This is a genomic window from Burkholderia sp. YIM B11467, from assembly GCF_052952715.1.
Genome location: NZ_JBQVSQ010000006.1, coordinates 66,863 through 86,260, shown reverse-complemented (window position 1 = coordinate 86,260; position 19,398 = coordinate 66,863). Strand labels below are relative to the sequence as shown.

Annotated in this window: 20 protein-coding genes and 1 pseudogene; 11 read left to right on the top strand and 10 right to left on the bottom strand. The window is 65.7% G+C overall.

Annotation, left to right across the window (positions count from 1 at the left end; translation table 11 throughout):
• Positions 1-20 precede the first annotated feature (20 nt).
• The gene (gene gcl / locus ACTRWB_RS21310; RefSeq protein ID WP_129512311.1) at positions 21-1,796 is read right to left on the bottom strand and encodes a glyoxylate carboligase; all 1,776 of its coding nucleotides are present in this window, start codon (positions 1,794-1,796) and stop codon (positions 21-23) included.
• A 172-nt stretch (positions 1,797-1,968) separates the two neighbouring features.
• Between gcl and ACTRWB_RS21305 the strand changes: the two genes are divergently transcribed.
• The 10 genes from ACTRWB_RS21305 (at position 1,969) to ACTRWB_RS21260 (ending at position 9,602) form a co-directional block, all read left to right on the top strand.
• A complete protein-coding gene (locus ACTRWB_RS21305; RefSeq protein ID WP_446903147.1) occupies positions 1,969-2,880 on the top strand; it encodes a LysR family transcriptional regulator in 912 nt (303 codons plus the stop codon).
• Between the two features lie 179 nt (positions 2,881-3,059).
• Positions 3,060-3,701 (top strand): RNA polymerase sigma factor, encoded by a 642-nt coding sequence (locus ACTRWB_RS21300; RefSeq protein WP_446903146.1) that lies wholly within the window; start codon positions 3,060-3,062, stop codon positions 3,699-3,701.
• Positions 3,691-4,590: a zf-HC2 domain-containing protein gene (locus ACTRWB_RS21295; RefSeq protein WP_446903145.1), complete on the top strand. Its 900-nt coding sequence runs from the start codon at positions 3,691-3,693 to the stop codon at positions 4,588-4,590. The genes ACTRWB_RS21300 and ACTRWB_RS21295 overlap by 11 nt, the downstream gene beginning before the upstream one ends.
• Before the next feature lie 229 nt (positions 4,591-4,819).
• The gene (gene rpsF, locus ACTRWB_RS21290) at positions 4,820-5,194 is read left to right on the top strand and encodes a 30S ribosomal protein S6 (protein ID WP_006402295.1); all 375 of its coding nucleotides are present in this window, start codon (positions 4,820-4,822) and stop codon (positions 5,192-5,194) included.
• Positions 5,195-5,234: 40 nt separating this feature from the next.
• On the top strand, positions 5,235-5,534 hold the full coding sequence (gene priB / locus ACTRWB_RS21285; RefSeq protein ID WP_006486250.1) for a primosomal replication protein N: 300 nt from the start codon (positions 5,235-5,237) through the stop codon (positions 5,532-5,534).
• Positions 5,535-5,538: 4 nt separating this feature from the next.
• Positions 5,539-5,814 (top strand): 30S ribosomal protein S18, encoded by a 276-nt coding sequence (rpsR, locus tag ACTRWB_RS21280; protein ID WP_047900883.1) that lies wholly within the window; start codon positions 5,539-5,541, stop codon positions 5,812-5,814.
• 27 nt (positions 5,815-5,841) lie between these two features.
• A complete protein-coding gene (gene rplI / locus ACTRWB_RS21275; protein WP_129512309.1) occupies positions 5,842-6,294 on the top strand; it encodes a 50S ribosomal protein L9 in 453 nt (150 codons plus the stop codon).
• 139 nt (positions 6,295-6,433) lie between these two features.
• On the top strand, positions 6,434-7,816 hold the full coding sequence (locus tag ACTRWB_RS21270; protein WP_048246838.1) for a replicative DNA helicase: 1,383 nt from the start codon (positions 6,434-6,436) through the stop codon (positions 7,814-7,816).
• Between the two features lie 138 nt (positions 7,817-7,954).
• Positions 7,955-8,581 (top strand): DUF47 domain-containing protein, encoded by a 627-nt coding sequence (locus ACTRWB_RS21265; RefSeq protein ID WP_048246839.1) that lies wholly within the window; start codon positions 7,955-7,957, stop codon positions 8,579-8,581.
• Positions 8,582-8,591: 10 nt separating this feature from the next.
• Positions 8,592-9,602: an inorganic phosphate transporter gene (locus tag ACTRWB_RS21260; RefSeq protein ID WP_129512307.1), complete on the top strand. Its 1,011-nt coding sequence runs from the start codon at positions 8,592-8,594 to the stop codon at positions 9,600-9,602.
• Positions 9,603-9,736: 134 nt separating this feature from the next.
• Here ACTRWB_RS21260 and ACTRWB_RS21255 read toward each other — a convergent pair whose 3' ends face one another.
• Positions 9,737-10,828, bottom strand: coding sequence for a C40 family peptidase (locus tag ACTRWB_RS21255; protein ID WP_446903144.1), 1,092 nt, complete (start codon positions 10,826-10,828; stop codon positions 9,737-9,739).
• 238 nt (positions 10,829-11,066) lie between these two features.
• A complete protein-coding gene (locus ACTRWB_RS21250; RefSeq protein ID WP_446903143.1) occupies positions 11,067-12,869 on the bottom strand; it encodes a PhoH family protein in 1,803 nt (600 codons plus the stop codon).
• Between ACTRWB_RS21250 and ACTRWB_RS21245 the strand changes: the two are divergent.
• Positions 12,765-13,009 (top strand): annotated as a pseudogene (locus ACTRWB_RS21245) (hypothetical protein); the annotation flags it as partial. The gene ACTRWB_RS21250 and the pseudogene ACTRWB_RS21245 sit on opposite strands and share 105 nt — an antisense overlap.
• Before the next feature lie 195 nt (positions 13,010-13,204).
• Here ACTRWB_RS21245 and ACTRWB_RS21240 read toward each other — a convergent pair.
• The 7 genes from ACTRWB_RS21240 to ACTRWB_RS21210 form a co-directional block, all read right to left on the bottom strand.
• Positions 13,205-13,666 (bottom strand): peroxiredoxin, encoded by a 462-nt coding sequence (locus tag ACTRWB_RS21240; protein WP_446903142.1) that lies wholly within the window; start codon positions 13,664-13,666, stop codon positions 13,205-13,207.
• A 110-nt stretch (positions 13,667-13,776) separates the two neighbouring features.
• On the bottom strand, positions 13,777-14,673 hold the full coding sequence (locus ACTRWB_RS21235; protein WP_048246846.1) for a polysaccharide deacetylase family protein: 897 nt from the start codon (positions 14,671-14,673) through the stop codon (positions 13,777-13,779).
• Between the two features lie 13 nt (positions 14,674-14,686).
• Positions 14,687-15,742, bottom strand: coding sequence for a bifunctional UDP-4-keto-pentose/UDP-xylose synthase (locus tag ACTRWB_RS21230; RefSeq protein WP_053077665.1), 1,056 nt, complete (start codon positions 15,740-15,742; stop codon positions 14,687-14,689).
• Positions 15,739-16,686, bottom strand: a complete 948-nt coding sequence (locus ACTRWB_RS21225) for a formyltransferase (RefSeq protein WP_129512303.1) — start codon at positions 16,684-16,686, stop codon at positions 15,739-15,741. The genes ACTRWB_RS21230 and ACTRWB_RS21225 overlap by 4 nt, the downstream gene beginning before the upstream one ends.
• Entirely contained in the window at positions 16,683-17,720 is a 1,038-nt protein-coding gene (locus ACTRWB_RS21220) for a glycosyltransferase (RefSeq protein ID WP_048246850.1), read from the bottom strand. Before ACTRWB_RS21220 ends, ACTRWB_RS21225 begins: the two co-directional genes overlap by 4 nt.
• A 6-nt stretch (positions 17,721-17,726) precedes the next feature.
• Positions 17,727-18,878 (bottom strand): DegT/DnrJ/EryC1/StrS family aminotransferase, encoded by a 1,152-nt coding sequence (locus tag ACTRWB_RS21215; protein WP_446903141.1) that lies wholly within the window; start codon positions 18,876-18,878, stop codon positions 17,727-17,729.
• Positions 18,879-19,015: 137 nt separating this feature from the next.
• Positions 19,016-19,387, bottom strand: a complete 372-nt coding sequence (locus ACTRWB_RS21210; protein ID WP_048246853.1) for an EamA family transporter — start codon at positions 19,385-19,387, stop codon at positions 19,016-19,018.
• Positions 19,388-19,398 lie beyond the last annotated feature (11 nt).

Below are 19,398 nucleotides of genomic sequence, written 5' to 3'. Positions count from 1 at the left end.
AGTCAGGAATGTGTTGCGGATCAGTCGAGCATCGAGATGGCGGTCGGGGCGTGCTCGGCCTTTTCGGCGAGATCCTCGAACTCGTTGATCGCGTCGATTTCGGTGCCCATCGAGATGTTCGTCACGCGCTCGAGGATCACTTCGACGACCACCGGCACGCTGAACTCTTCCGCGAGCGTCTGCGCCTGGCGCAGCGCCGGCTCGATCTCTTCCGGCTTGAACACGCGCAGCGCCTTGCAGCCGAGGCCTTCCGCAACGGCCACGTGATCGACGCCATAACCGTTCAGCTCCGGTGCGTTCACGTTGTCGAACGCGAGCTGCACGCAGTAGTCCATGTCGAACGCACGCTGTGCCTGGCGGATCAGCCCGAGGTACGAGTTGTTCACGACGACGTGCACGTACGGCAGCTTGAATTGCGCGCCCGCTGCGAGTTCCTCGATCATGAACTGGAAGTCGTAGTCGCCGGACAGCGCGACGATCGGGCGGCTCGGATCGGCGGCACGCACGCCGAGCGCGGCGGGGATCGTCCAGCCGAGCGGGCCGGCCTGGCCGCAGTTGATCCAGTTACGTGCCTTGAACACGTGCAGGAACTGCGCGGCGGCGATCTGCGACAGGCCGATCGTGCTGACGTAGCAGGTATCGCGACCGAACACCTTGTTCATCTCTTCGTACACGCGCTGCGGCTTGACCGGCACGTTGTCGAAGTGCGTCTTGCGCTGCAGCGTGCGCTTGCGTTCCTGGCAGTCGGCCACCCATGCGCTGCGGTCCTTCAGCTTGCCGGCGGCCTTCCATTCTTGCGCGACCGCGACGAACAGCTCGAGTGCCGCCTTCGCGTCGGACACGATGCCGAGATCCGGGCCGAACACGCGGCCGATCTGCGTCGGCTCGATGTCGACGTGCACGAACTTGCGGCCCTTCGTATAGACCTCGACGCTGCCCGTGTGGCGGTTCGCCCAGCGGTTGCCGATGCCGAGCACGAAGTCGGACGCGAGCATCGTCGCGTTGCCGTAGCGGTGCGACGTCTGCAGGCCGACCATGCCGGCCATCAGCGGATGGTCGTCCGGAATCGCGCCCCACGACATCAGCGTCGGGATCACCGGCACGCCGATCGTTTCGGCGAACTGGACCAGCAGGTCTTCGGCCGCTGCGTTGAGCACGCCGCCGCCCGACACGATCAGCGGCTTGTCCGCGTCGTTGAGCATCGTGAGCGCCTTCTCGATCTGCGCGCGGGATGCCGCGGGCTTGTAGATCGGCAGCGGTTCATACGTGTCGATATCGAATTCGATTTCGGCGAGCTGCACGTCGATCGGCAGGTCGACCAGCACCGGGCCCGGACGGCCCGAGCGCATCAGGTGGAAAGCCTGCTGGAACACGCGCGGCACGAGCGCCGGCTCGCGCACGGTGACGGCCCACTTGGTGACGGGCTTCGCGATCGACTCGATGTCGACGGCCTGGAAGTCTTCCTTGTACAGGCGGGCGCGCGGTGCCTGGCCCGTGATCGCGAGGATCGGAATCGAGTCGGCCGATGCGGAGTAGAGGCCCGTGATCATGTCGGTGCCGGCGGGGCCCGACGTGCCGATACACACGCCGATGTTGCCCGGTGCGGCACGCGTGAAGCCTTCGGCCATGTGCGATGCGCCTTCGACGTGGCGCGCCAGCACGTGGCTGATGCCACCCGACTTGCGCATGGCGGAGTAGAACGGGTTGATGGCTGCACCCGGCACGCCGAACGCGGTCTGGATGCCTTCTTTCTCGAGCACGAGCACAGCTGCGTCGACGGCTCTCATCTTGGCCATGAATGTCTCCTTGAATGGGGTGGATCTTGCAAATGGGTCTGTTGGGAACACTTTAGGGATGCAGGAAAGGTTTGATAAGATCAGCCGGAGTCGCTTATTTCGAAACTAAAAGTATGGAATGACGGCCGGACGGGGTTTCCCGCCGGTGTCGGAACCGAGACGGAGACGGGAGATGGATCGCTTCAAGCAGATCGAGACGTTCGTGCGGGTCGCGGATGCCGGCAGCCTCGCGGCCGCGGCGCTCGAGGAGGGCGTGTCGCCGGTGGTGCTCGGGCGGCGCATCGACGCGCTCGAGAAGCGCCTCGGCGTGAAGCTGATGTACCGCTCGACGCGGCGGCTGGTGGTCAGCGAGGAGGGCGCCGCGTTCCTCGAGCGCTGCCGCGGGCTGCTGTCCGAATGGGACCAGGCCGAGAACGAACTGGCCGCCGGGCGGCGCGCGGTCAGCGGGCACCTGATCGTGTCCGCGCCGGCCGCGTTCGGGCGCAAGCACGTCGCGCCGCACGCGCCCGGCTTTCTCGTCGACAAGCCCGAGATGCAGCTGTCGTTCAACCTGACCGACCGGGTCGTCGATCTCGTGCGCGAAGGCTACGACCTGTCGATCCGGATCGGCGGCGCCGTCGATCCGAACTTCGTCGCGGTGAAGCTCGCGTCGAACCGGCGCGTCGTGTGCGGTACGCCCGACTATTTCCGCCGGCACGGCCGGCCGAAGTCGCTCGACGACCTGCTCAAGCACAACTGCCTGGCCTTCAACCTGCAGGGCGGGCAGAACCGCGGCTGGTATTTCCAGCGCCACGGCAAGATCGCGACGATGCGCGTGGCCGGCAATCTCGACTGCAACGACGGCGAGCTGCTGCACCGCTGGGTGGCCGAGGGCCTCGGGCTCGGCTGGCGCTCGACCTGGGAAATCGCCGCGCAGCTCGAAACGGGCGAGCTTGAGACCGTGCTCGACGAGTATGCGCTGCCCGACTACGACATCCTGGCGGTCTACCCGCAGCAGCGCTACGTGCCGGCGCGCGTGCGCTATTTCATCGATTACCTGCGCGCCGCATACGCGCTTCCGGGCTACTGGAGCACCACGCCGTAGCAGGGGCGGGCGGCCGGGCCGCAAGGCCGTCCGGCGATTTTTTTTACGCTTCGTGCGCGCGGCGCGGGAATAAACTCGACGCAACGACGGTAAGGTCATCGAGCGTGCACGTTGCCGGTCTGTCCGGGCATCGTGCGCGGAACGGGCGCGGCGTCGGCCGCCGGGACCAGGGAGGCCATGTGGGGCAAGCCGGACAGGCGGTCGATGAGCAGGTGGCGGACGACGCGGTAGCGCGCGGCGAGCGGTTTCGCACGCTCGTGCTGCCGCATCTCGACGCCGCGTACAACCTCGCGCGCTGGCTGAGCGGCAGCGCCAGCGATGCGGACGATGTCGTCCAGGACGCGTGCATGCGCGCGCTGCGCTTCGTCGATTCGTGTCGCGGCGACAACGCGCGGCCGTGGCTGCTGACGATCGTGCGCCACACCTGGTACACCGAATGGCGCCGCCGCATGCATGCGCACGAGGTCGCGCTGCCCGACACGCTCGACGACACCGAGGCGCTCGACGACTGGCAGCCCGCGACCGAGGATCCGCTCGCGCAGCTGCTGCGCGGCGAGAATGTGCGGCTCGTGAATGCGGCGCTCGCGAAGCTGCCGCCCGAATACCGCGAGGTGCTCGTGCTGCGCGAGATGGAGGATTTGAGCTACCGCGAGATCGCGGCGATCGCGGACGTGCCGGTCGGCACGGTGATGTCGCGGCTCGCGCGTGGCCGCCGCAGGTTGGCCGCGCTGCTGGGCGGCGCGCCGGCGCCGGCGGCCGGCGGCAAGCCGGGCCGTACGCCGGCGGGTGGAAATGCATCGGAGGCTATCGATGGACTGTAACGAAGCGCGAGCGTTGCTGGACGCGGACGTCGACCGCGAGCTGTCGGCGCCCGATGCGTTGCGGGTCCAGCAGCATGTCGAAGGGTGCGACGCGTGCCGCCGCGAACGTGCGCGGATCGTCACGCTGGTGCAGGCGGTGCGGCAGGCCGACTATCACCGCGCGCCGGATGCGCTGCGGGCGAGCATCCTCGCGGCGTTGCCGGTGGCGGACGTCGGGCGGGCCGGCGAACCTTCGCGGGCGGAACCGCGGCCCGCGCCGCAAGCGCAACCGAAAGCGCCGCCGCGCGGCCGCCGCTGGTTCTTCTGGCCGACCGGCAGCGGCGTGCCGCTACGCCCGGCGCCTGCCGGCACGGGGCCGCGCGTCGCCGCGCTGCCCGGGCTCGGCTGGGGCGTCGCGCTGCTGGTGGCGCTCGCCGCGGCGGCCGGGATGGCGCTGTCCGCGCGCCACGCCGACACCGACCGCACGGTCGACGAACTCGTCTCGAGCCACGTGCGGGCCGACCTGTCGGCGCGCGACATCGACGTGATCTCGACCGACCGGCATACGGTCAAGCCGTGGTTCAACGGCCGGCTCGACTATGCGCCGCCGGTCGAGGATCTCGCGGCGAGCGGCTTCGCGCTGGTCGGCGGCCGGCTCGACTATGTCGGGCGTCGCCGCGTCGCGGTGCTCGTGTACCGCTACCGGCAGCACGTGATCGACGTCTACGTGCGGCCGGCCGGCGAAGGGCAGGCAAACGCGCCGTACACGACCGTGTCGCAGGGTTATGCGCTCGACCGCTGGGACGCGGCCGGGATGACGTGGTGGGCCGTGACCGATGCGGAGCCGTCGGCGCTCGCGGCGTTCAGGACGGCGCTCGACGCGCGGCTCGCCGGCACGCGCACCGAGTGACGGCACGACGGGGCACGGGCCCGCTCGGGATCCGGCCCCGATCTCAAAAGGCTGCAACGCAGCCGATAACGCAGGCCCGGCCCTTCAAGTCTTTGAAAACACGGCTGAATCCAGCCGCGAGCCGTCGATTGGCCTTGCACGAGCCCCGTATCCGGGTTAGAATCTTCGGCTTCTCACTTGCCACACCGGTTCAGACGCCCGGGTGGCTTTAATCCACAAGGAGTGTGTAATGCGTCATTACGAAATCGTATTCATCGTGCACCCCGATCAGAGCGAGCAAGTGCCCGCGATGATCGAGCGTTACAAGACCACGATCACGTCGCACGGCGGTCAGATCCACCGTGTCGAAGACTGGGGCCGTCGCCAACTGGCCTACATGATCGAGAAACTCGCGAAGGCTCACTACGTCTGCATGAACATCGAGTGCGACCAGACGACGCTCGACGAACTCGAACACGCGTTCAAGTTCAACGACGCCGTGCTGCGCCACCTCATCGTCAAGATGAAGAAGGCCGAAACCGGCCCGTCGCCGATGATGAAGGAAGTTCAGCGCGAAGAAGCCAAGAAGGCGGCTGCAGCTCAGCCGACCGAAGCGCAGGCTTAAGTTCGTCATTCATTAAGCCATCAAGGAGCGCGCTACTCACGTGAACAGGTTGCAATTGACGGCGAGCGTCGTCGAACGCGCACCGGTGCGATATACGCCGGCAGGTGTTCCGATCGCAAGCGCCACGTTGCACCACCGCACGGAAGTCGTCGAAGCAGGCATTCCCCGTCAGGTCGAAATGACGATCGAGGCGGTGGCGGCCGGTGAGGCGAGCGGCAAGCTGGAAAGCCGTGAAATGGGCGTCGAAACGCTGTTCACGGGCTTCCTGGCAAAGAAAAGTCGCAACGCGAGAACCTTGGTGTTTCACATCACAGCATTGCAGGACATTGGAAAGGACTGAAATCATGCCCCGCCCGACTGGTAAGAAATTCGACAAGCGTCGTCAGCAACAAAACCCGCTCTTCAAGCGCAAGAAGTTCTGCCGTTTCACGGCTGCCGGCGTCGAGCAGATCGACTACAAGGACACTGAAACGCTGAAGGACTTCATCGGCGAAAACGGCAAGATCACGCCGGCTCGTCTGACGGGTACGAAGGCGCACTATCAGCGTCAGCTGGACACGGCAATCAAGCGCGCGCGTTTCCTCGCGCTGATGCCGTACACCGATCAGCACAAGGCGTAATCAGGCGACGCAATAAGGAGAATTCGAATGCAAATCATTCTGTTGGAAAAAGTCGCCAACCTGGGCAACCTCGGCGACATCGTCAAGGTCAAGGACGGTTACGCTCGCAACTTCCTGATCCCGAACCGCAAGGCTCGTCGTGCAACGAAGGAAGCGATCGCTGAATTCGAAGTCCGCCGCGCGGAACTCGAGAAGATCGCCGCTGAAAAGCTGGCGGCATCGCAGGCAGTCGGCGAAAAGCTGAACGGCCAATCGTTCGAAATCACGCAGAAGTCGGGCGTTGACGGCCGTCTGTTCGGCTCGGTCACGAACGGCGACGTCGCGGAACTGCTGAAGAAGGCAGGTTTCGAAGTCGAGAAGCTGCAAGTTCGTATGCCGGAAGGCCCGCTGAAGATGATCGGCGAGCACAACGTCCAGATCGCACTGCACACGGACGTCATCGTTGACGTCACGGTCAACGTGATCGGCGACCACGCGTAAGCGTACGCAAGCTTCCCGGGCGGCTTCCGCTGTCCGGACAAGGGCAGGCGCCCGGGCAACCGGGGCCTGCCTTTTTTATTGCCCGTTCGCTGGTGGCCGGTATGGCGCCGTCCTGTGTAATTCGCGATAATCCCAACCCATGAACGCGCCGCAAGATCCCCAAATCGAATCGCTGAAAGTCCCGCCGCATTCGGTCGAAGCCGAACAGTCGGTGCTCGGCGGCCTGTTGCTCGACAACGCGGCATGGGACCGGATTGCCGACTTCCTGTCGCAGGGCGATTTCTATCGCTACGACCACCGGATCATCTACGAGCACATCGGCCGGCTGATCGCGTCGACGCGCCCGGCCGACGTGGTGACCGTGTACGAAGCGATGGTCACGTCCGGCAAGGCCGACGACGTCGGCGGGCTCGCGTACCTGAACGCGCTCGCGCAGAACACGCCGAGCGCGGCGAACATTCGCCGTTATGCGGAAATCGTGCGCGACCGGGCGGTTCTGCGCCGGCTCGTGTCGGTCGCCGACGAAATCTCGGCGGACGCGTTCAATCCGCAGGGTAAGGAAGTGCGTCAGCTGCTCGACGAAGCCGAGTCGAAGGTGTTCTCGATCGCCGAAGAGGGCGCGCGCGGCAACCAGGGCTTCCTCGAGGTCGGCCCGCTGCTCACGCAGGTCGTCGAGCGCATCGACACGCTGTACCACACCGCGAACCCGAGCGACGTCACGGGCACGCCGACGGGCTTCGTCGACCTCGACCGGATGACCTCCGGGATGCACGGCGGCGAGCTGATCATCGTCGCGGGGCGGCCATCGATGGGCAAGACCGCGCTGTCGATGAACATCGGCGAATATGTGGCGGTCGAGTACGGGCTGCCCGTCGCGGTGTTCTCGATGGAAATGCCGGGCACCCAGCTCGTGATGCGTATGCTCGGCTCGATCGGCCGGCTCGACCAGCACCGGATGCGGACGGGTCGCCTGACCGACGAGGACTGGCCGAAGCTGACCCATGCGGTGCAGAAGATGAGCGAGGCGCAACTCTTCATCGACGAGACGGGCGGCCTGAACCCGATGGAATTGCGCTCGCGCGCGCGGCGTCTCGCGCGGCAATGCGGCAAGCTCGGCCTCATCATCGTCGATTACCTGCAGCTGATGTCGGGCTCGTCGCAGGGAGAGAACCGCGCGACCGAAATCTCGGAAATTTCACGTTCGCTGAAGAGTCTCGCGAAGGAACTCGACGTGCCGGTGATCGCGCTGTCGCAGTTGAACCGTGGCCTCGAGCAGCGCCCGAACAAGCGTCCGGTGATGTCGGACCTGCGTGAATCCGGCGCAATCGAACAGGATGCGGACGTGATCCTGTTCATCTATCGCGATGAAGTTTACAATCCCGACAGCCCGGACAAAGGGACGGCCGAGATCATCATCGGCAAGCAGCGTAACGGTCCGATCGGACCCGTTCGACTCACGTTCCTCGGGCAATACACGAAGTTCGACAATTTTGCCGGGGCACAGAACTTCCACGGCGAGTAACGTCGGAAGTAAACCCTTATTTCGCCAAACGTTGTATTCAATCCCGGCGCGCGCATATGTGCGCGCCGAGTCGCGACCGGAAACGGTACAATGTCGCCCGTTTTCGTGACAGTAGTTTGACAATCTCTCAGGAATCCCATGTTCGGTCGATTCATGCCCACCGAGGGCAAGTTCTTTGAACTCTTCAACGCGCACGCGAAGCACATCGTTTCCGGTGGCCGCGAGCTCGAACTGCTGATCGACAATCTCGCCGACGCCGAGATTCACAAGCAAAACGTGCAGACCGCCGAGAAGGCCGCTGACAAGCTCACGCACGAAGCGATCGATTTGCTGCACAAGACTTTCATCACGCCGCTCGATCGCGACGAGATCCACAAGCTGATCACGACGATGGACGACATCCTCGACCTGATGGAAGACGTCGCGACGGCCGTCTCGCTGTACGACGTGCGTGCCGTCACGTCGGAGGCGAGCCAGCTCGCGCACATCGTCACCCAGTCGGCCCAGCACGTGCAGCAGGCGGTCGGCATGCTGTCCGACATGAAGCAGTCGGGGCAGATCCTCAAGCAGTGCGAGGAGATCGATCGCTGGGAGTCGGAGGCCGATCGCGTGCTGCGCGCGGCGATGTCGAAGCTGTTCCGCGAGGAAGACGACGTGAAGACGCTCATCAAGCTGAAGGCGATCTACGAGCTGCTCGAAGAGATCACCGACAAGTGCGAGGACGTTGCGAACATCATCGAAGGCATCGTGCTGGAAAACGCCTGAGCGGACCACGATGCATTCGATACAACTCGCCCTATGGATGGTCGCGACGCTGGTGCTCGTCGCGCTCGTATTCGACTTCATGAACGGCTTCCACGACGCGGCGAACTCGATCGCCACCGTCGTGTCCACCGGGGTGCTGAAACCCCAGCAGGCCGTGGTGTTCGCGGCCGCGTTCAACGTCATCGCGTATTTCATCTTCCACCTGAAAGTTGCGCAGACCGTCGGTAAAGGCACGATCGATCCCGAGATCGTCGACCACTACGTCGTGTTCGGCGCGCTGGTCGGTGCGATCGGCTGGAACGTGATCACCTGGTACTACGGGATTCCGTCGAGCTCGTCGCACGCGCTGATCGGTGGCCTGGTCGGCGCGGCACTCGCGAAGTCGGGCTGGAGCTCGCTGAACATGGACGGGCTGATGAAGACCGTCGCGTTCATCTTCATTTCGCCGCTGCTCGGCTTCGTCCTCGGTTCGCTGTTCATGCTCGGCGTGTCGTGGCTGTATTTCCGTACCGCGCCCAGCAAGGTCGACCGGCGGTTCCGGCGGCTGCAGCTGCTGTCGGCCGGCCTGTACAGCCTCGGCCACGGCGGCAACGACGCGCAGAAGACGATCGGCATCATCTGGATGCTGCTGATCGCGTCGGGTTATGCGTCGGCGACGTCCGATGCGCCGCCCGCGTGGGTCATCGGCGCGTGTTACCTGTCGATGGGCCTCGGCACGCTGTTCGGCGGCTGGCGCATCGTGCGCACGATGGGCCAGAAGATCACGAAGCTCAAGCCGGTCGGCGGTTTCTGCGCGGAAAGCGGTGGCGCGATCACGCTGTTCATCGCGTCGTTCCTCGGCATTCCCGTTTCGACCACGCATACGATCACCGGCGCGATCGTCGGCGTCGGCGCGACGCGCAAGCTGTCGGCCGTGCGCTGGGGCGTTGCCGGCAACATCGTGTGGGCATGGGTGCTGACGATTCCCGCGTCCGCGCTGATCGCGGCCGGCGGATGGTGGCTCGGACACCGGATCTTCTGATCGCCGACACCGCAGGATCGACATGAAATGCGCCGCACGCCGAAAGGCTGCGGCGCATTTTCTTTTGTGGCTGCGGGAGTGAGCGACGAACGGCGGGTGCGGTGCCGGGTGGCCGCAGGCAGGGACGAAACGGGTCAGTAACTTCCGTTCGCGAACCGGGCGATCGGATCGTCGGTCGTGCCGGTGCGCGGGGCGACGGGCGCGGCTTGTGTCGATGCACGCAGCACCTGCACGGCGGCGGGCTCGGTGCTGCGCGCAGCCGTCGCGGCGGGGGCCGGTGCCGGTTCCGCGTCGAAAGCGGCCGCCTGGGCGGCCGTCAGTGCCGTGGTCGGAATCTGTGTGCCGACCTCCGCCGGGCTGGCCGGCGTCGCATTCGCCGCCATCGCTGTTGCGCCGTCATTCGCGGACGTCGCCTGCTGCTGAGCTGCCTGCACGCGCGGCGGCGGCGGTTCGTACGGATCGGCGGGCGCGGCCGCCGGTGCAACCGCAACCGCGGCGGTCGACACGGCCTGCGTGGCCGGCGTGACCCGAGCGGGGGACTGGGTCGCTCCGGCTTGCGACGACGCATAGGCCGGCGGGCGCGGTGCGGCGGCAGTCACGACGACAGGGGCGGGCACGACTGCCGGCTGGTTGCGCGGCTCGTCGCGCCGTGCGTCGTAGGTCGGCGCATCGAACGGCGCGGGCGCCGTGCGCGGCGGCGCGACGCGGCGAATGCCGTCGAAGCGCTTGGCCCAGTACGGGTTCGTCAGGTAGTCGAGCCGCACGGTGCCGCCCGTCGACGGTGCGTTGACGAAGCGCAGCTTGCCGACATAGATACCGACGTGCGAATGCGGCCGCCCGGTCGTGTTGAAGAAGATCAGGTCGCCCGGCGCGACCTGGTCGGGCTCGATCGACACGCCGCGGCCGCTCATGTCCGCGGTCGTGCGCGGCAGGTTCACGTCAGCCGCGCGGCCGATCACGTAGCGCACGAGCCCGCTGCAGTCGAAGCCGCTCGTCGGGGTGTTGCCGCCCCAGCGATACGGAACGCCGACGAGGCTCATCGCCTGGATCGAGATTTCTTCCTGGCCGACGCTGTGATCGACGAATTTCGGGAAATTGGCGGGCGCCGGGAATGCGCGCGGCGTCGTGATCTTCATTCCCGGGTCGCGCGATGCCGACTGCGGCGGCACGCTCGAGCAGGCCGCAAGCAGCGAAACGACGGTGACGGGAACCCAGATTCGAAGCATGGCAAGGCGGGCGAGCGCGGCGCGCTCGCGAATCGTATGACAACAGACAGACCCGATGGTAGACGCTCCGGCGGGGCTTAAGCAACCATTCCTGAGAATTTACTTGAAGTTTCGCGCGTAAGTGAGGTTGTTGCGTGACGATGTGTTACTTCCATTTTCGACCCCAAATAAAAACGGCGCTCCGGAAACGGAGCGCCGCGATGCGTCGAAAGCCGGCCGATGGGGCCGGCCTGCCGCGTTACAGGATGTCCGACGCGTAGTCGGCGAGCCGCGAGCGTTCGCCGCGCGCGAGCGTCACGTGGCCGCTGTGGCCCCAGCCCTTGAAGCGGTCGACGACGTAGGTCAGGCCCGAGCTGCCTTCGGTCAGGTAAGGCGTGTCGATCTGCGCGATGTTGCCGAGGCACACGATCTTCGTGCCGGGGCCCGCACGCGTGACGAGCGTCTTCATCTGCTTCGGCGTCAGGTTCTGCGCCTCGTCGATGATCAGGTACTTGTCGACGAACGTGCGACCGCGCATGAAGTTCATGCTCTTCACCTTCAGGCGCGAACGGATCAACTCCTGCGTCGCGGCACGTCCCCATTCGCCGGCCGCGTCGTCGGTCTTCTGCAGCACTTCGAGGTTGTCGTCGAATGCACCCATCCACGGCTGCATCTTCTCTTCCTCGGTACCGGGCAGGAAACCGATGTCCTCGCCGACGGGCACGGTCGCGCGCGTCACGATGATCTCGTTGTAGCGCTTGTCGTCGAGCACCTGCGCGAGGCCGGCCGCGAGTGCGACGAGCGTCTTGCCGGTACCGGCCTGGCCGAGCAGCGTGACGAAATCGATCTCCGGGTTCATCAGCAGGTTCAGCGCGAAGTTCTGCTCGCGGTTGCGCGCGGTGATGCCCCACACGTTGTTCTTGTGGTGGCTGTAGTCGCGCAGCGTCTGCAGCAGCGCCGTCTTGCCGTTCAGTTCGCGGACGATCGCATGGAACGTCGGTTCGCCGTTCTGCGGCTCGAGATAGACGAACTCGTTGACGAGCATCGACGCGACGAGCGGGCCGGTCACGCGGTAGTACGTGGTGCCCGTCTTCGTGTCCTGCCAGCTCTCCATGCCCTTCGCGTGCTTGGTCCAGAAGTCCTGCGGCAGTTCGCGCACGCCGGTGTAGAGGAGATCGGAATCCTCGAGCACCTGGTCGTTGAAGTAGTCTTCCGCGGGCAGGCCGAGCGCATGCGCCTTGATCCGCATGTTGATGTCTTTCGACACCAGCACGACCTGGCGGTCGGGCCGGTCGCGCTGCAACGCGCGCACGACGCCGAGGATCTGGTTGTCGGCCTTGCCTTCGGGCAGCCCTTCGACGGGAGCGATGTCGGTGAGCTTGGTCTGGAAGTACAGGCGGCCGAGCGCCTCGCGGCTGCCGAGGCGCGACAGCGGAATGCCGGCCGAGATCGGGCCGCCGTCGGCGACGAGCGCGTCGAGCGTGCGGCTGACCTGGCGCGCATTGCGTGCGACCTCGGACATCCCCTTCTTGTGGTTGTCGAGTTCCTCGAGCGTCATCATCGGCAGATAGACGTCGTGTTCCTCGAAGCGGAAGAGGCTGCTCGGGTCGTGCATCAGCACGTTGGTGTCGAGCACGAACAGTTTCTGCTGCTCGGCTTCGGCCGGCTTGCGGCTGCGCGACTTCGTCGTCGCGCCGGTATCGCGCGCGGGTGCCGCGGCCGGTTTATCGGCGGCCGGCTTGTCGTTGCGCGCGACGACCGGTGCCGCGGGTTCGGCGGGCGCCGGCATCGGCTGCAGCAGGGCGGCCGTCTGTCTGGTCTTGCGGCCGCGGGCGGGTGCGCTCGCGGCATCCTGCGCCGAAGACGCGACGGCGCGCAGCGGCGCGGCCGTGTTCGCGGCTTCGATCATCGGTTGGGCCACGCTGGCCGGGCCATAGTCACCGGCTGTGGATGCGTCCCCTTCGGCGGATTTCTTCGCGGCTTTCGCAGGCCGCGCTTTCACCTTGTATTCGTCGGGCGGCAGAAGGCTGCCGAGCTTGCTGGGGGGAGTAGGCAAAGGCATGGTGTCCCTCGGGAGGAATCGTGTCGCATGGCGTGCGCCGCTGATCGCATCCTGCGTGACGTAGACGCATGCAGTTTGCGCGCGGTGGCGCACAGGAAGTTCGTCTAGCCGGTTCGCCTAAGTGTCGATCAGCTCCTTGACGGGGTGAGGGCCGGACCGAGGAGGGCCGGCGCGCAATCCATAAAAAAAGCCGCTGCCCCGTCGACAGGGGCATGCGGCTCGGCTGATACCGTCGTAATGCGCGTCAGGTGCTGGCAAGCATCGCTACGAGCACCGGCGCAGCTACGAGAAATATGGGGCGAACTGGCATTCATTGCGGGCCAATATAACGCGCCTCAAAGCGCTTGTACAGCACTTAGCACGTCGTCCACATGCCCCGGTACCTTGATGCCGCGCCATGCCTGACGGAGCACGCCGTCGGCGTCGATCAGGAACGTCGAGCGCTCGATTCCGCGTACTTCCTTGCCATACATTTTCTTCATCTTGATGACATCGAACAGCGCGCACAGCGCTTCGTCGGCATCGGAAATCAGCGGGAACGGCAGTTCGAGTTTTGCCTTGAAATTGTCATGCGAGCGCAGGCTGTCGCGCGACACGCCGATGACTTCCGCACCGGCTTTCTTGAACTTCGAATAGAGATCGCGGAACTGCAGCCCTTCGGTCGTGCAGCCCGGCGTGTTGTCCTTCGGATAGAAGTACAGCACGAGCTTCTTGCCCTTCAGGTCGGACAGCGAAATGTCGCCGCCCGTGGCCGGCGCGGTGAAATCGGGAACTTGACGGTCAACTTCGACAGACACGTGTTTCTCCTGTTGTTATGCAAAGGCGCCGCGGCGGCGGCGCGGTTCGGCGGGGCGTCGCGGCAGTGCGCCGCAAGGGCGGAGCGGGCGACGCCGGCTCACGCGCGAACTCAGTCGGGCTGGACGATCAGTTCGCCGGAGCGGCCGGGGATTTCGCCCCACGTGACAGGGTACGATGGCAGCGAGTCGCGGTCCAGCGTCGCGTGGTAGTCGCCCATCGTCGCAAACGTGTGGCCTTGCGCGCGCCAGCCGGCGAGCAGTTGCTCGAACACGGGCGCGAGCTTCTGGCCTTCCAGTTCCGCATGCAGCGTGAACACCTGGTCGTGCGGATTGGTTTCGGTGAACTTGAGGATATGCGCGGCGACGTTGTGCGTGTCGATGCCGTCGATGCCGAGCACTTCGTCGAGCGTGGGCAGCGTCGTCGGCATCTGCACGTGCGACAGCGTGCGGCCGCCGACGACGGGCAGGTACGGCGAATGGCCGCGACCGTCGGATGCATAGCGCATCCCCCATGCGTCGATCTGCTCGAATGCGGAATCGTTCATCTGCCAGCCTGCCGCGCCGTGCGTGACGGGCGGCGCGCCGAAGATCTCGATGAAACGCGCGTGACTCTTCTGCATTTCACGCGCGGTCCAGTCGCGATCGCGCGCGCGGACGTTGTCCTGCCAGTACACGTGATCCCACGTGTGGATGCCGCATTCGAAGCCGGCCTCGTGAATCGCGCGCATGTCGGCGATCGCACGGCGGCCGATGTCGGGGGCCGGCAGCAGCACGCCGTACATCAGCTGCTTCACGCCGTAGTGTTCGACCACCGACGTGCGCGACACCTTCTTCAGGAAGCCGGGGCGGAACACGCGCCGCAGCGCCCAGCCCGTGTGATCGGGCCCGAGGCTGAAGAGGAAGGTCGCGCGCGCACTGAAGCGGTCGAAGATGCGCGCGAGGTTCGGCACGCCTTCGCGCGTGCCGCGCAGCGTGTCGACGTCGATCTTGAGAACGATGCGAGCCAAGCGAACGTCCCGATCAGCCTTGCTGTTCGACGAGCGCGCGCGCGTCGGCGACGTGGCCGCGATACGCTTCGAAGATGTTGCGCAGCGCGTCGTCGAACGTCGCTTGCGGCGCCCAGTTGAGCTCCTGCATCGTGTTGTCGATCTTCGGCACGCGGTTCTGCACGTCCTGGTAGCCGTTGCCGTAGTAGGCGCCCGACGTCGTTTCGACGAGCTTCACCTGCTTGGCCGAATCGGCGTACTCGGGGTATTCCGCCGCCAGTTCGAGCATCTTGTGCGCGAGCTCGCGAACCGAGAAGTTGTTCTTCGGATTGCCGATGTTGTAGATCTTGCCCGATGCGACGCCGTTCGCGTTGTCGATGATCTTCATCAGCGCGCTGATGCCGTCGCCGATGTCGGTGAACGCGCGCTTCTGCGAACCGCCGTCGACGAGGCTGATGTTCTCGCCGCGCACGATGTGGCCGAGGAACTGCGTGACGACGCGCGAGCTGCCTTCCTTCGGCGTGTAGATCGAGTCGAGGCCCGGGCCGATCCAGTTGAACGGACGGAACAGCGTGAAGTTCAGGCCTTCCATCCCGTAGCCCCAGATCACGCGGTCCATCAGCTGCTTCGAGCACGCGTAGATCCAGCGCGGCTTGTTGATCGGGCCGTAGGTGAGCGCCGATGCGTCCGGGTCGAACTGCTCGTCCGAGCACATGCCGTAGACCTCGGAGGTCGACGGGAACACGAGGTGCTTGCCGTACTTGACGGCCGAACGCACGATCGGCAGGTTCGCCTCGAAGTCGAGCTCGAACACGCGCAGCGGCTGCTGGACGTAGGTGGCCGGCGTCGCGATCGCGACGAGCGGCAGGATCACGTCGCACTTCTTCACGTGATACTCGACCCACTCCTTGTTGATCGTGATGTCGCCTTCGAAGAAATGCATCCGCTCGTGGTTGACGAGATCGCCAAGCCGATCGGTCTGCATGTCCATGCCGAACACTTCCCAATCGGTGGTTTCAAGAATGCGCTTCGACAGGTGATGGCCGATGAAGCCGTTCACACCCAGGATCAGGACTTTTTTTGCTTTCATGAATGACGGGAAGAATGAATGAACTGCGCGAATTCCGCGGGCGTCACGACGGTTTCGCTGCCGTCGCGCTGCTGCCACAGCTCGAGAATGGATAGGGCGCGGCTGTCGCCGCAGACGCCGAATAGCGCATTATCGCTTACGTGCAGGCCAGGCGGCAAATCTGCCGCGGCGGCCGCCGCCGCGCTGCCGGGTGCCGCGAGGCGCGCGCGCGCGATCACGAAACGCGTGCCGCCGACGTCCGTGAATGCGCCGGGATACGGCGGCGCGACCGCGCGCACGAGGTTGTAGACCTGCGCGGCCGGCTTCGACCAGTCGACGCGGCCGTCCTCGGGCTTGCGCCCGCCGAAGTAGCTGCCGGTCGCGAGATCGTTCGGCAGGTGCGGCGCCTCGCCCGCGAGCAGCGCGGGCAGCACGCGCCAGAGCGTCTGCTCGGCGGCCACCGTGACCTTGTCGAACACCTGCGTGGCCGTGTCGTCCGGCAGGATCGGCACCGCGGTCTGGCCGATGATCGCGCCCGCGTCGGGCTTTGCGGCCATCTCGTGCAGCGTCGCGCCGGTTTCGGTCTCGCCGTTCAGCACGGCCCAGTTGGTCGGTACCCGACCCCGGTATTTCGGCAGCAGCGAACCGTGCATGTTGTACGCGCCGCGCGGCGCGATCGCGAGCAGGTCCACCGGCAGCATGTGGCGGTAGTAGAACGAGAAGATGAAATCCGGCTGCGCGTCGGACACCGCGCGGCGCAGCGCCGGATCCGCGGGATCGGCCGGCGTGACGACCGGAATGCCGTGCTCGGCCGCGACGGACGCGACGCTGCCGAACCAGATGTTCTCGTTCGGATTGTCCTCGTGCGTGACGACGAGCGCGACGTCGACGCCGCGCGCGAGCAGCACCTGCAGGCACCGCACGCCGACGTTGTGATACGCGAAGACGACCGCGCGCGGCTTCATTGCGCGGCTCCCGCGCGGTTTGCGCCGGCCGGCACCGCCGGCACGCCGTCGTGCTGCTCGAGCACGGCCTGGATCAGGTAGCGCGGCCGCGCGCGCACCTGCTGGTAGATGCGGCCGACGTATTCGCCGAGCAGGCCGAGCGCGAAGATGATCACGCCGAGCAGGAAGAACGTGATCGCGAACAGCGTGAACACGCCTTGCACTTCCGCGCCGACGATGAAGCGTCGTACGAGCAGCAGCACGAACAGCGCGGCGGAGCCGATCGACAGGATCACGCCGATGAACGACAGCCACTGCAGCGGCACGACCGAGAAGCCCGTCACGAGGTCGAAGTTCAGCCGGATCAGGCTGTACAGCGAGTACTTCGACTCGCCCGCGAAGCGTTCCTCGTGCGCGACCTCGATTTCGGTCGGGTTCTGCGCGAACGTATAGGCGAGCGCGGGGATGAAGGTGTTGACTTCGCCGCACACGTTGATCGTGTCGATGATGCGGCGGCTGTACGCGCGCAGCATGCAGCCCTGGTCGGTCATCTTGATGCGCGTGATGCGCTCGCGCAGCCGGTTCATCATCTGCGACGCCTTGCGTCGCCACAGGCTGTCCTGGCGCTGCTTGCGGATCGAGCCGACGTAGTCGTAGCCCTCGCGCATCTTCGCGATCAGCTTGCCGATTTCCTCGGGCGGGTTCTGCAGGTCGGCGTCGAGCGTGATGACGATGTCGCCGTGCGACTGCGCAAAGCCGGCGAGGATCGCCATGTGCTGGCCGTAGTTGCCGTTGAGCAGCACGACACGCGTCGTGTCGGGGCGCACGTGGAACTGATCGGCGAGCATCGCGGCCGAGCGGTCGCGGCTGCCGTCGTTGATCAGGATCACTTCGTATGACGTGTCGAGTGCGTCGAGTGCCGGATACAGCCGCGCGAACAGCGCGGCGAGGCCATCTTCCTCGTTGTACACGGGGATGATGATCGATACTTCGGGCCGGCCGGCGTCCAGGTGCCCGGCGCCCGGATGCCCGGCGCGTGCTTCAAGGTGACTCATGTACGCTTATTTTCCGTATTGTTCGCAAATCTGGTTGATGGCGTCGACCACGCGACGCACGTCGTCTTCCGTCATCTGCGTGAAGAGCGGCAGCGTGACGGTCGATGCGCCGTACCGTTCGGCGTGGGGGAACATGCCCTCCTTGAAGCCGAGCCCGCGGTACAGCGTGAAAAGATGGATCGCCGGGTAGTGAATGCCCGTGCCGATGCCGCGTTCCTTCATCTGCGCCATGAACTCGGCGCGGGTGATCGTCAGCCGCTCGAGCGGCAGCGTGACGAGGAACATGTGCCAGTTGCCGTTCTCGAATTCGGCGAGCGGCAGGCCGAGGCCGAGCTTCGCGGCCGCACCGCCGTCGAACGCGGCGAAATACGCGCGGGCGAGCGCATGGCGCTGCGCGGTGAACCGCGCGAGGTGCGGCAGCTGGCCGAGGCCGACGCGCGCGGCGACGTCGGTCAGGTTGTACTTGCCGCCGAGCACGTCGCAGTCCATGCCGTCGAAGCCCGTGCGCGTGATGCCCTGCAGCCGGTACTTCTGTGCGACCGTCGCCTCGTCCTCGTTGTTCAGCACGAGCGCGCCGCCTTCGATCGTCGTCAGGTTCTTGTTCGCGTGGAAGCTGAACGACACGATGTCGCCGATCGCGCCGATGCGCTTGCCGTTCCACGTCGAGCCGAGCGCCTGCGCGGCATCCTCGATCACGCGCAGGTTGTGTGCGCGCGCGATCGCGTACAGGCGGTCCATGTCGACCGGCAGGCCGGCCAGATAGACGGGGATGATCGCCTTCGTGCGCGGCGTGATCGCCTGCTCGAGCTTGTCGAGGTCGATGTTGCGCGTGACCGGATCGATGTCGACGAACACGGGCGTCGCGCCGGTCTCGAGGATCACGTTGCTGGTCGAGACCCACGACGCCGGCGTCGTGATCACCTCGTGGCCGGCGCCGACGCCCGCGATGCGCAGGCCGATCTCGAGCGTGCAGGTGCCCGAATTGAACGCGCGGACCGGACGGCCGCCGCAGTACTCGGACAGGGCCGCTTCGAATTTCTGGCTCTGCGGGCCGGTGGTGATCCAGCCCGAGCGCAGCACTTCGACGACGCCCTGGATGGTTTCCTCATCGATCTCGGGGCGGGTGAACGGCAGAAACGGAGCGGAAGTCTGGCTCATGAACGCTTTGGCCTGTAATGGCGTGTAATAAAAGGGTCGGGCGATCCCGTCCGAAACCGGCATTAAACACCGGTTGACGGATTCGCACCGTGATTTTTTGTAGGCGGACGCTTAACGCCGCCGGGTGCCGCGGGCGCTCAGCTGCGTGCGAGCACGAGCACCCCGATCAGGATGATGCCGATGCCGATGAGCCGCTGGACCGACAGCACTTCGCCGAACAGGTACCAGGCCGCGAATGCGTTGACGACGTAGCCGAGCGACAGCATCGGGTACGCGATCGACACGTCGACCCGCGACAGCCCGACGATCCAGACGACGACGCTCAGCACGTAGCAGCCGAGGCCGCCGATGATCGGCAACTGGGTCGCGATCTTCAGGCCGACCGGGATGATGTTCGCACGGCTGAATTCGAAGTGTCCAACGGCGTTGACGCCGGCTTTCAGCAGAAGTTGCGCACAGGCGTTGAGCATCACGCCGGTGATGATGCAGACGAGTGAAACGGGATTCATGCGGTGGGCGT